13 protein-coding genes are annotated in these 11,803 nt (G+C 68.2%); 5 read left to right on the top strand and 8 right to left on the bottom strand.

The features are described from left to right. The first annotated feature begins 61 nt into the window (after positions 1-61). On the top strand, positions 62-712 hold the full coding sequence (locus ABLI39_RS03190; RefSeq protein WP_349411942.1) for an amino acid ABC transporter permease: 651 nt from the start codon (positions 62-64) through the stop codon (positions 710-712). After that, positions 709-1,545: an amino acid ABC transporter permease gene (locus ABLI39_RS03185; protein WP_349411940.1), complete on the top strand. Its 837-nt coding sequence runs from the start codon at positions 709-711 to the stop codon at positions 1,543-1,545. Before ABLI39_RS03190 ends, ABLI39_RS03185 begins: the two co-directional genes overlap by 4 nt. Positions 1,546-1,643: 98 nt before the next feature. Here the strand turns inward: ABLI39_RS03185 and dapE are convergent, their stop codons facing one another. Then, positions 1,644-2,768, bottom strand: a complete 1,125-nt coding sequence (gene dapE, locus ABLI39_RS03180) for a succinyl-diaminopimelate desuccinylase (RefSeq protein ID WP_349411938.1) — start codon at positions 2,766-2,768, stop codon at positions 1,644-1,646. 85 nt (positions 2,769-2,853) lie between these two features. Between dapE and dapD the strand changes: the two genes are divergently transcribed. Both dapD and ABLI39_RS03170 read left to right on the top strand, forming a co-directional pair. Next, on the top strand, positions 2,854-3,864 hold the full coding sequence (gene dapD, locus ABLI39_RS03175) for a 2,3,4,5-tetrahydropyridine-2,6-dicarboxylate N-succinyltransferase (RefSeq protein ID WP_349411936.1): 1,011 nt from the start codon (positions 2,854-2,856) through the stop codon (positions 3,862-3,864). A gap of 66 nt (positions 3,865-3,930) precedes the next feature. Further along, on the top strand, positions 3,931-4,782 hold the full coding sequence (locus tag ABLI39_RS03170) for a hypothetical protein (protein ID WP_502935181.1): 852 nt from the start codon (positions 3,931-3,933) through the stop codon (positions 4,780-4,782). Between the two features lie 15 nt (positions 4,783-4,797). Here ABLI39_RS03170 and ABLI39_RS03165 read toward each other — a convergent pair whose 3' ends face one another. The 5 genes from ABLI39_RS03165 to fdxA form a co-directional block, all read right to left on the bottom strand. Continuing rightward, complete coding sequence (locus ABLI39_RS03165) at positions 4,798-5,409, bottom strand: hypothetical protein (RefSeq protein WP_349411935.1); 612 nt, start codon at positions 5,407-5,409, stop codon at positions 4,798-4,800. A gap of 58 nt (positions 5,410-5,467) precedes the next feature. Next, entirely contained in the window at positions 5,468-6,109 is a 642-nt protein-coding gene (locus tag ABLI39_RS03160) for a TetR/AcrR family transcriptional regulator (protein ID WP_349411933.1), read from the bottom strand. 147 nt (positions 6,110-6,256) lie between these two features. Further along, complete coding sequence (locus ABLI39_RS03155) at positions 6,257-7,540, bottom strand: citrate synthase (protein WP_146337002.1); 1,284 nt, start codon at positions 7,538-7,540, stop codon at positions 6,257-6,259. Positions 7,541-7,771: 231 nt separating this feature from the next. After that, positions 7,772-8,920 (bottom strand): succinyldiaminopimelate transaminase, encoded by a 1,149-nt coding sequence (gene dapC / locus ABLI39_RS03150; protein ID WP_349411931.1) that lies wholly within the window; start codon positions 8,918-8,920, stop codon positions 7,772-7,774. Positions 8,921-8,932: 12 nt separating this feature from the next. Continuing rightward, positions 8,933-9,259, bottom strand: a complete 327-nt coding sequence (fdxA, locus tag ABLI39_RS03145; protein ID WP_056737938.1) for a ferredoxin — start codon at positions 9,257-9,259, stop codon at positions 8,933-8,935. 152 nt (positions 9,260-9,411) lie between these two features. Between fdxA and ABLI39_RS03140 the strand changes: the two genes are divergently transcribed. Beyond that, positions 9,412-9,663 carry a putative acetyltransferase gene (locus tag ABLI39_RS03140; protein WP_349411930.1) on the top strand — a complete coding sequence of 84 codons (252 nt, stop codon included), beginning with the start codon at positions 9,412-9,414 and terminating at the stop codon, positions 9,661-9,663. A 597-nt stretch (positions 9,664-10,260) separates the two neighbouring features. Here the strand turns inward: ABLI39_RS03140 and ABLI39_RS03135 are convergent. Together ABLI39_RS03135 and ABLI39_RS03130 are read right to left on the bottom strand one after the other, a co-directional pair. Next, entirely contained in the window at positions 10,261-11,070 is an 810-nt protein-coding gene (locus tag ABLI39_RS03135; protein ID WP_349411929.1) for a type IV toxin-antitoxin system AbiEi family antitoxin domain-containing protein, read from the bottom strand. Between the two features lie 340 nt (positions 11,071-11,410). Next, on the bottom strand, positions 11,411-11,767 hold the full coding sequence (locus tag ABLI39_RS03130; RefSeq protein ID WP_349411928.1) for a hypothetical protein: 357 nt from the start codon (positions 11,765-11,767) through the stop codon (positions 11,411-11,413). Positions 11,768-11,803: the final 36 nt, after the last annotated feature.

The following is an 11,803-nucleotide window of genomic DNA, read 5'->3' as shown; positions in this document are numbered from 1 at the left end:
CCGCTCCCCCCCCCACACCCCTGCTAACGCTTGAATCCCCTCAACGCAGCTGAAGGAACTTATGGACGTCATCATTGAAAGCCTGCCCCAGTACTGGGACGGCTTTCTCAGAACCCTCTTCCTGGCAGTGGTCTCGGGAATCTTCGCCCTCATTTTCGGCACCCTGCTCGCGGCAGCCCGGGTCTCCCCCATCGCAGCGCTGCGCGGCTTCAGCATGGCCTACGTGGAGGTGGTCCGGAACACCCCGTTGACCATCGCGTTCTTCTTCGCCGCCGTGGTGCTGCCCCGCCTGGGCGTTACGTTCCAGCAGTTCGAAGTCGCCGCCATCATCGCCCTGAGCGCCTACACCTCGGCTTTCATCGCCGAGGCCGTGCGCTCCGGCGTCAACAGCGTCCCGGTCGGCCAGGCCGAGGCCGCCCGGAGCATCGGCATGAAGTTCAGCCAGGTGCTCTCCCTGATCATCCTGCCGCAGGCCCTGCGCACGGTGATCCCGCCGTTGATCAACATCCTGATCGCCCTGGTGAAGAACTCCTCCGTCGCCGGCGCGTTCTACGTCCTGGAGCTCTTCGGCTACGGCAAGCAGCTGGCCAACTCCCACGGCGACGCCGTCATGTGGGTCCTGGTCGGCGTCGCCTTCTTCTACCTGCTGATTACCGTCCCGCTTGGCTACCTCGCCAACGTGGTTGAACGAAAGGTGGCGATCGCACGATGAGCTCCGTTCTCTACGACGTCCCGGGACCCAAGGCCCGTCGCATTTCCCTGATCGGTTCCGTCATCGGCGTGATCGCAATCGGCGCCCTCGTGGCGCTGGCCGTGATGACTCTCGCCCAGCAGGGAATCTTCGAGGGCCGGCGGTGGGCCATTTTTAGCCAGGCGGATGTCTGGAAGCTGATCGCCGACGGCATCGGGGCCACCCTCAGCGCCGCCGCCGTCTCCGCCGTCATCGCCTTCCCGCTGGGCCTGCTGCTGTGCCTGATGCGGATCTCCGACCTCGCGTGGATCCGCATTCCCACCCGGATTGTGCTGGAGTTCCTGCGCGGCATGCCGGTGGTTTTGATGATGCTGTTCGTGCTGCTCGTCTTCGCCACCAGCTCCTTCATCGCCGTGGTGGCAGGCCTGGTCCTGTACAACTCGGCCATCTTCGCCGAGATCATCCGCGCCGGCATCCAGTCGCTGCCCAAGGGACAGCGTGAGGCCGGCCTTGCGATCGGCCTGACGAGCTTCCAGTCGCGGCTGACCATCGAGCTGCCGCAGGCCATCCGCCGGATGCTGCCCTCGCTCGTGGCGCAGCTCGTGGTGCTCCTCAAGGACACCTCGCTCGGGTACATCGTGGCCTACGGCGAGCTGCTACGGGCCGTCCAGGTGATGGCCGACTTCCTGGGTCCGCAGTTCCTCTTCCCGGTGTTCTTCGTGGCCGCGGCCATCTACATCGCGATCAACCTCGCGGTCTCACGCCTCGCGATCTGGATCGAGAAGCGCGGCTCCAAGAAGGCCGCCGGCGGCATGGCGCACGCCCCGGTCGCGGGCACCGCCCCGGCCAAGTAGGCCGCACGGGCAAACGCCCCAACGGATGAAGGTCCGGAACCCCGTCGGGTTCCGGACCTTCACTGTTTAATGCGTCCCCCGGGCGGCCCGGGACCGGGTTACACGCCCAGCCAGCTCCGCAGGGCCCGCAAGCACACGCGGATCGCCTCGGCGTCGACGTGTTCATCGTCCTTGTGGGCCAGCAGCGCATCGCCCGGGCCGAAGTTCACGGCGGGGACGCCGAGTTCGCTGAAGCGGGCGACGTCGGTCCAGCCGTACTTGGGCTTCGGCTCGGCCCCGACGGCGGCCACGAAGGACGCGGCGGCGGGGTGGTTCAGGCCCGGCCGGGCTCCCGCGGCGCCGTCGGTGCGGACCAGGTCGAAGCCGGCCAGCAGTTCACGGACGTGTTCCTCCGCCTGCGCCATGGACTTGTCCGGGGCGAAGCGGTAGTTGATCTCCACCACGCAGCGGTCCGGGATGACGTTCCCGGCCGTGCCGCCGTGGATCTTTACGGCGTTGAGGCTCTCGCGGTAGTCGAGGCCGTCGACGTTGACGGTCCGCGGCTCGTAGGCGGCCAGCCGGTCCAGGATCGGGGCCGCGGCGTGGATGGCGTTGCTGCCCATCCAGGCCCGCGCCGAGTGGGCGGCCTCGCCGAGGGTGGTCGCCTCGAACCGGATGGTGCCGTTGCAGCCGCCCTCCACCGTGCCGTCCGTGGGTTCGAGCAGGATCGCGAAGTCGCCCTCCAGCAGGGCCCCGTGGTTGCGGACCAGCCGGCCAAGGCCGCTCTTGACGCCCTCGACTTCCTCGTGGTCGTAGAAGACGAACGTGACGTCCTTGTTCGGCTCCGCCCCGCCGTCGAACAGGCCGGCAGCGAGGGCTAGCTGCACCGCGACGCCGCTCTTCATGTCAGTGGCCCCGCGCCCGTACAGGATGCCCTCGCCCGGAGCCCCGGAGGGCCAGTAGGACGGGACGGTGCCCAGCGCGCCCTCGGTGGTCGGCAGCGGGACGGTGTCCAGGTGCCCGGCGAGGATGACCCGCTCGGCGCGGCCCAGGCTGGTGCGCGCGATCATCGCGTCGCCGTCGCGGACCAGCTCCAGCTGCGGGATGGCGCGGAGGGCGTGCTCGACGGCGTCGGCGAGCCGGCCCTCCTCCCCGGAGACACTGAAGATGTCGATGATGTCCGCGGTCAGCAGGGCAACGTCCTGGCGCAGGTCCAGGCGGGCAGGGGCAGTATGCTCAGTCACCGTTCCACTGTATATGCCCTCCTGCCCCCGCCCGGGGCCGTCACCGGTTTCGGGGAGCGCGGGGGCCGTCTATAGACTTGGGGTCATGACTGAAACCGTTTCTGCTGCCGTGCCCGACGACTCCCGCTCCGCCTACGGCTACGGCGTCGCGACCATCGCCACCCGCAACGGTGAGGCCACCGTGCTGGACGTCTGGTTCCCGGCGCCGGCGCTCGGCACCGCAGCGGATAGCCTGCGCGATGTGGCGAACGCAGACCAGTCTCTGCTCGAGATCGCCGCGGCCGGCGACGACGCGGACCGCGGCACCGAGCAGAAGGTCGTGTTTGTCCAGGCCCACCTCGACGAGGCCCCGGCCGACACCGCGGACGCCTACCTGCGCCTGCACCTGCTCTCGCACCGCCTCGTGCGCCCCAACAGCATCAACCTGGACGGCATCTTCGGCAAGCTGCCCAACGTCGTGTGGACCAACTTCGGCCCGGCCGCCGTCGAGGACTTCGAACTGACCCGCGCACGGCTGCGCCGGCGCGGCGCCGTGACCGTCTACGGCGTGGACAAGTTCCCGCGGATGGTCGACTACGTCATCCCCTCCGGCGTCCGGATCGCCGACGCCGACCGGGTCCGCCTCGGCGCACACCTCGCCGAAGGAACCACCGTCATGCACGAGGGCTTTGTGAACTTCAACGCCGGCACCCTGGGCACCTCCATGGTCGAGGGCCGGATCTCCGCCGGCGTGGTGGCCGGTGACGGCTCCGACGTCGGCGGCGGCGCCTCCATCATGGGGACCCTCTCCGGCGGTGGCAAGGAAAAGATCTCCCTGGGCGAACGTGTGCTGCTCGGCGCCAACTCCGGAGTGGGCATCAGCATCGGCGACGACTGCGTCGTCGAGGCCGGGCTGTACGTCACGGCCGGCACCCGGGTGCGTGTGGTGGGGCAGAAGGACGCCGACGGCGAGGACACCAGCCGGATCGTCAAGGCCGTGGAGCTCTCCGGCGTCCCGAACCTGCTCTTCCGCCGCAACTCCTCCAGCGGCGAGGTGGAGGTCCTGGCGCGCAAGGGGCAGACCGTCGAGCTCAACGAGGCTCTGCACGCCAACTAGGCACCGACCGGACAGAGACCGGCTGAAGACTGGACCGGCCCGGATAGGGCCCGAGGGAGTTGTTACGTGGCACGCAGAGGTGGCTGGCGCCGTCGGATCGTGCTGTTGCTGGCCCTGGCCATGGTGGCTGGCGCCGTCTATACGGCAGTGGAATTCCTGCAGCGCTCCGAGACCCTGATCACCGAGCGCTGCACCGCCGCTGGCTCCGGCGGCGACGATCTAGCCACCGACCAGGCCGCCAACGCCGCCCTCATCAGTGCCATCGCGGTCCGGCGCGGGCTGCCCGCCCGCGCCGCCAGCATTGCCCTGGCAACGGCCATGCAGGAGTCGAAGCTGCGCAATATCGGCCATGGCGACCAGGCCGGCCCTGATTCCCGCGGGTTGTTCCAGCAGCGCCCCTCCCAGGGCTGGGGCACCGAGGACGAAGTGATGGATCCGTACCACGCCACGAACGCCTTCTACGACGCGCTGCTGAAGGTGCCGGGGTACGAGGTCATCCCTATCACCGACGCGGCCCAGAAAGTCCAGCGCTCGGCGTATCCGGGCGCTTACGCCCAGCACGAGGGAATGGCGCGGGCGTTCGCCTCCGCCCTGACCGGCCATACGGCGCAGGGCCTCGACTGCTCGCTGCGCGCGCCGGACGCGGCCGGGGACGCCGGGCTGCTCCAGGAGCGCCTGGCAGCGGCTTTCGGGGCCATCCCGGCGACGGCCGCCGGGCGGACGGTCACGGTGCAGGCGCAGGACACTCGGGGATGGGCGGTCGCGCAGTGGGCGGTGGCCAACGCCAAGGCCCTCTCGATCACCGAGGTCTGGGTGGACGGGCGCAGCTGGAACCGGGCGACCCACAATGGCTGGCAGGCCGCGGACGCGCCCGCGGGTCAGGTGAGCATCACGGTCGCCGGGGAACCCGCCCCGTAGCCGGCGCCGCCCGCTTCAGACCAGCAGTTCGACGACGGGCTGGACGTAGCTGCGGAACAGCTCCGGCTCGGAGAGCAGGGCCGAGCTCATGATGATTTTGTCCGGCTCCAGGTACCAGGCCCGCGGCTCGGCCAGGGGAAGCTCGATGATGGTCAGCTCAAAATCCCGTGCGGCCCGGCCGACCTCCAGCAGCCGGTCTTCCACCAGGTCGGCGAGCACCCCGGTGGCTCCGCTGGCATCGCGCTCGGCCTCGAGGGCCAGGTACTCCCCCCGGCGTTCGCGGGCCCAGCTGAGGGCCGCACCGAAGTGCGCCTGCACCACACGGCGCAGGGCCGGCGAGTTCCCGAAGGCGCGGAACCCCGGCGGGCCCAGCTCCGGTTCCATCTCCGGATGGGCTTTCAGCAGCTGCGCCCACCAGGCCTCCCACTCGGTCTTGAGGGCACTGATGCCGCCCACCTCCTCGATCAGGTGCGAATGGTCCGAGGCGCGGATCTTCGGGGCGGCGTGGCAGAGTGCGGGATGGCCGACGGCTTCGAGGCCGGCCGCGTCTCGGACGTACAGCGCTATGAGCAGCGGTCCGGAGGTGTCCATGGTGATTCGCCAGCCGGGCCCGCCTGTGTGGTGCATCCGATTGCCTCCCTTGGCAAGACGTACTTTTCCAGTCTATTCCTGAAGGTAGTGCACGTTAATGGCTGGTGCCGCGGCCGCCCAGGCTCGCCAGATGGGCTTCGAGTACATCGTGGCACATCTGAGCCGTCATCCACTCCGGCTGCAGCAGGGCGTGCATGGTGAGCCCGTCCAGGGTGGCCAGCAGCCGCTCGGCCTCGGTGACGAGCTGTTGCCGGTCCGGCCCGTCCGCGCCGCCGTCCCGGGCCGCGGCCAGGTCCATCATCAGCCGGCCGACGACGGCCGCCACCGTGCGGTGGCTGCGGTCCGCTTCCGGGGCCAGGAACGGCCTCGTGCGGGCCGCGTTTTTGAAGGCCATCCAGACGCAGGCATCGACAGCGCGTTCCTCGTCCAGCGGCAGCAGTTCCCCCAGCAGGGTTAACACGCCGCTGCGGTGCTCCTCCGAGCCGGGGGCGGTTCCCGCCAGCCGCGCCTCCGCGGTCTCCAGCCGGCCGGCGATCCGGTCCACCACAACGCCGAAGGAGTGGGCCAGGAGTTCGTCGCTGCTGGCGAAGTAATGCCGCACGGAGCCGACGGCCAGCTCGGCTTCGTCGGCGACCTCGCGCAGGGAGGCCCGCTCGAGCCCGTCTGCCGCGACAATCCTGAAGACGGCTTCAACAACTTCCTGGCGCCGCAAAGCAGCGTCGACAAATTTGGGCATTGCTCCTTTTTAGCACGGGCGTGCCCGTTCCCGGGTCTCCCACGCCGTTCACACGCGCAACTCCAGCACCAAAAGTGGCACAACAAACGACGCCGGCCGCGCCCCTCATGCTCGAGGTGCGCAGCCGGCGTCGTGGTTTGGCTGTCCTTAGACGGCCGGGTAGTTACGTTCCGGCTCTCCCGTGTAGAGCTGCCGCGGGCGGCCGATCTTGGTGTTCGGGTCGCTGATCATTTCACGCCACTGGGCGATCCAGCCCGGCAGGCGGCCGATGGCGAACAGCACGGTGAACATCTTCTCCGGGAAGCCCATGGCCTTGTAGATCAGGCCGGTGTAGAAGTCCACGTTCGGGTAGAGCTTGCGCTCGATGAAGTAGTCGTCCTGCAGCGCCTTCTCTTCGAGGCGGAGCGCGATTTCCAGCAGCTCGTCGTTGCCGCCGAGCTTGCTGAGGATCTCGTGGGCCGTGGCCTTGACGATCTTGGCGCGCGGGTCGTAGTTCTTGTAGACCCGGTGCCCGAAGCCCATCAGGCGGACGCCGTCTTCCTTGTTCTTGACCTTCTCCATGTAGTCCTCGGGCTTGATGCCGTCGGCCTGGATCTGGCGGAGCATCTTGAGCACGGCCTCGTTGGCGCCGCCGTGGGCGGGGCCGAAGAGGGCGTTGATGCCGGCGGAGACGGAGGCGAAGAGGTTGGCGTTGGAGGAGCCGACCAGCCGCACGGTGGAGGTGGAGCAGTTCTGCTCGTGGTCCGCGTGCAGGATCAGCAGCAGGTCCAGGGCCTTGGCCACCACCGGGTCCACCTCGTACTGCTCGGCCGGAAGGCCGAAGCTCAGGCGCAGGAAGTTCTCCACGAGGTTGTGGGAGTTGTCCGGGTACAGCATCGGCTGGCCGACGGACTTCTTCAGCGCGTACGCGGCGATGACCGGCATCTTGGCCAGCAGCCGGTAGGTGGAGACCTCAACCTGCTCGGCGTTGAACGGGTCCAGCGAGTCCTGGTAGAACGTGGACAGCGCGGACACGGCGGAGGACAGCACCGGCATCGGGTGGGCATCGCGCGGGAAGCCGCTGAAGAAGCCCTTGAGCTCCTCGTGCAGCAGGGTGTGGTGGCGGATCCGCTGGTCAAAAGCCTCCAGCTCGGCCGGGGTCGGCAGGTTGCCGTAAATCAGCAGGTAGGAGACTTCCAGGAAGCTGGAGTGCTGGGCGAGCTGCTCGATCGGGTAACCCCGGTAGCGCAGGATGCCGGCGTCGCCGTCGATGTATGTGATGGCCGAGGTGGTGGCCGCGGTGTTCATGAAACCGGGGTCGAAGGCAACGGCGCCGGTCTGCTTCAGCAGCTTGGAAACGTCGTAGCCTTCGTTCCCTTCAACAACCTTGATGCGGGGGAGCTCGAGCTCGCCGCCCGCATGACGCAGGGTTGCACTGGTGGTCTCAGTCATGGATTCTCCTCATGAGGCGTCAGGGCCCCTGTTGAAAGCTTGATCCAACATCTGGTGGAGCGGCCCACGGAACCTGTATCTGCACACGGATTCCAACGGCTGCGCTGCCTTCTTGTGGAAAGCCACCATTGATAGTCAGTTAAAAACTACCGCCAGTTCGCGGGTGGCACTAATCCGGGGCTTCTCCAACGCGTCCAAATCGCGTATCTTGTGCCCCGCATCACAGCATTGTTACGGTCCCGTAGCCAGCCGCTCGACGGCGGCATCGATCCGTTCATCCGTGGCGGTCAGCGCCACCCGGACAAAGCCGTGGCCGGCGTCACCGTAGAAGACGCCGGGGCCCACGACGATCCCGCGGTCGGCCAACCGGCCGACGGTGTCCCAGGTGGGCTCGCCCGCGGTGGCCCAGAGGTAGAGCCCGGCCCGGGATTCGTGGATGGTGAGCCCGAAACGCTCCAGCGCCGGGACGATCCGTTCGCGGCGGCCGCGGTAGAGGTCCTTTTGCGCGGCCACGTGCCCGTCGTCGCCAAGGGCAACACGCATGGCTTCCTGGACCGGGTAGGGCACGATCATGCCCGCATGCTTGCGGCTGTTGACCAGGTTGGCCATGATCGCGCCGTCGCCGGCCACGAAGGCGGCGCGGTAGCCGGCCAGGTTGGACTGCTTGCTGAGGGAGTAGACGGCCAGCAGGCCCTCGAGGGAGCCGCCGGCGACGCGGGGGTCCAGGATGCTGGGGACAGGCTCCCCGCCGCGCTGGACGTCCCACTCCCCCCAGCCAAGTTCTGCGTAGCACTCGTCCGAGGCGACCACGGCGCCGAGGTCCCGGGCCTGGCCGACGATCCGTTTGAGGGAGTCGGCGTCGCGGACGCTGCCGGTGGGATTGGCCGGGGAGTTAACCCAGACGAGCCGGACACGGGACCGGGTGTCGGCGTCGAGTTCGTCAAGGTCGTCCGCGGCCACGTGATCGGCGCCGGCGAAGGTGGCCCCGATGTCGTAGGTGGGGTACGCGACGGTGGGCCGCACGACGACGTCGCCCGGCTTGAGGCCGAGCAGGAACGGCAGCCAGGCCACGAGTTCCTTGGACCCGACGGTGGGCATCACGTTCTGCGGGTCGAGTCCGGGGACGCCGCGGCGGCGGTCAAACCAGGCCGCGATCGCTTCCCGGAGCGCCGGCGTGCCGTGCACCGTCGGGTAGCCGGGGGCGTTGGCCGCCGCGCGGAGCGCCTCCTGGACGAGGGCAGGGGTGTCGTCGACCGGGGTGCCGATCGAGAGGTTGGCCGCTCCCCCGGGGTGGGCGGCGGCGCGCGCGAGGTAGGGCGCCATCGCCTCCCACGGGTAGTCGGGCAGGCTGAGGCCGAAACTGCGCACCGCAGAAGTCACCGGAGGGCCGTCCTAGTTGTCTTGGTTCTGCGGCGGCAGTGCGGCGATCATGGGGTGGTCGGTGTGGGTGTTGCCGATCTTGGCGGCGCCGCCCGGGGAACCGAGGACGTCGAAGAACTCGACGTTGGCCTTGTAGTAGTCGGCCCACTCCTCGGGGGTGTCGTCCTCGTAATAGATGGCTTCGACCGGGCAGACCGGCTCGCAGGCCCCGCAGTCCACGCACTCGTCCGGGTGGATGTACAGGGAACGCTCACCCTCGTAGATGCAATCGACGGGGCATTCTTCGATACATGCCTTGTCTTTGACATCTACACACGGCTGCGCGATTACGTACGTCACGTCCCTGGCCTCTCCACGTTGGTTCCGGCATCCCGCCGGATCTTGCTCCCGGCCTGAGCGCCGGGCTGCTGACTTCTGAGCCTATTATCTCCCAGCCTGATCCCGCGAACCTAGCCGGGCGTCACAGAGCCCGCTCGCCCTACGATGGACGGGTGAGTTCTCCGATCCCGCCGCCGCAGCAGTTCCTCTCCGACGCCCCGCTGGGGACCCGCGTGGTGGTGCGCCACCGGATCGACGGCGGGTTGACCGATGCGCTGGGCGAGCTGGTGGCCCGCACCGGGAGCGAGTGCACCGTCCGCACCCGGCGGGCCGACGTCGTCGTCCCCCTCGCCCTGGTGGTGGCTGCCAAGGAGGTCCCGCCACCCCCGCCGCGGCGGGGCCCGCGGGGACATGCCCTCCCGTAACCCGCCCGCGACGGACATGCCCATTCCCCGGACCATCCTCCGCGGGACATGCCCGTCTCCTGGTACCAAGAATGGACATAATGCCGTTCTGTCCATCCGCTGACCCGCACGACGCACATGCCCATTCCCCCAGAGCGCCCGGGACGGGCATGCCCGCCTCCCGCACCATCCTCCACGGGACATGCCCATCTCCTGGTGCCAAGAATGGACATAATGCCGTTCTGTCCATCCGCTGACCCGCACGACGCACATGCCCATTCCCCCAGAGCGCCCGGGACGGACATGCCCGCCTCCCGCACCATCCTCCACGGGACATGCCCATCTCCTGGTTCCAAGAATGGACATAATGCCGTTATGTCCATCCCCTGACCCGCACGACGTACATGCCCAATCACCCAGAGCGCCCGGGACGGACATGCCCGCCTCCCGCACCATCCTCCACGGGACATGCCCGTCTCCTGGTGCCAAGAATGGACATAATGCCGTTCTGTCCATCCGCTGACCCGCACGACGCACACGCCCATTCCCCCAGAGCGCCCGGGACGGACATGCCCATTGCTCGCGACACAGAATGTACCGATCTCGAGTCGCCATGACTCACGCGGCCGCGGAAAGCCGGTTCAACGCCTCGCGGACCATGGCAATGAATTCTTCCGGGCGGTATTTGAGCAATGGATAGGTGACGACCAGGGTGGGAATCCCCAATCTGGTGGTGACGTTCCACCGTCGTCGATCTTCCTCGAAACTCGACCGGTCCATGTGAAAGCCTGCACCGTCGGTCTCGATTCCGAGCCTCCCGTCGACCTTGAGGTCCAAATGGCCCATTCCCGGGATGTTGACCTGGGATTCAACGTGGAAGCCCGCGCGCCGAAGGTGGAACCGCGCGAGGCACTCGATGATCGATTGCGACTGCGGAACGATGGCCGCGACAATCCTGCGCTCCCGGGAGTCACTCCGGCCGGCCAGCCGCAGTCTCAGGGAGGAGAGCGGAAGACCCTTGAGTGCGACGGCGGATTCGGCAATCGCGAGACCCTCCAACTCCGGCAGGCAGCGGAGGCTTTGGACCACGGTGTCCAGCAGGGTCGGCGGGTGGGCCGACCGGTGGCAGACAAAGCCCGAATAGCTTCGGCTATGGGTCAGTGCGACATGCGGTTGTTGGGGCGCTTCGAGCACCCAAAGGCCGCCGAAATGGGCCGCGCTGACGCACGCGGGCTCGGCGGGCAGGGAACGGATGGCCACCAGCAGCGGGTCCGCACCCGGAAGCGCGTACACGCCGCGGGACACGCGGGCGACGGCGCCGTCTGCCAGGGCGGTCCGGAGCTGAAAGCCCGAAATCCCCGCGGCCGAGAGATGCTTGGCGCGTGCTACCCCGTCGTACCTTGACATGACTTCAGTGATTTTGACCATGCGCACCATGGTTTCGATGCCAGGCCGACCGGGACAGCCCCGGATTCCGCTATGTGCACAACATCGTGGCCGCCCAAACGGCGTTCGGACGGACATGCCCATCCCCCGCGGGTTGAGAACGACGGACATGTCCATTGCGCGGCGCGACCACTGGACATAGTGCCCATATGTCCAGTCCCGGGCATGAAGGATGGGCATGTCCAGTCAGGGCGCTCACGGATAACGGACATGTCCAGTCCCGGGCACGAAGGATGGGCATGTCCAGTCAGGGCGGCAGCGAAGGATGGGCATGTCCATCCGGACGAACCAAGGACGGGCATGTCCATCCCGAGGGGGTGAGCTACCGGCCCCGCCGTGCGAAGCGCCGGCTCCAGGCCAGCACCACGAGGGTGACGCCCGCGATCCCGTACACCCAGACATTCCCGGCAAGGTCGCCGATGATCAGCCGCTTGCCGCTCTCCAGCGTGGACCACCAGCCCGCCAGCGCGTAGCACAGCACACCGCACGCGGCCGCCGGCAGCGGGGATCGGAAAGCGGCCCCCAGCCACAGCTCGACGGCCCCCAGCAGCACCAGCGCGGCCACAGCACCCCACGGCACCTCGACGCCGTTGACCACCAGGTGCTGGCCGTGCAGCATGGTGCCCGCGAGGGCAGCAAAAAGAGCTGCCGGCACGGCGGTGGCAATGCCGCCTGCCATACCGGCAGCTCTTCTGTTCACAAAGGCCTCAGCGTA

Origin of the sequence: Pseudarthrobacter sp. B907 (genome assembly GCF_040137805.1) — a bacterium.
In the GTDB taxonomy this organism is placed as follows: domain Bacteria; phylum Actinomycetota; class Actinomycetes; order Actinomycetales; family Micrococcaceae; genus Arthrobacter.
Note: the sequence above shows the minus strand (reverse complement) of the source record. Positions and strands in the feature narration are given on the sequence as shown.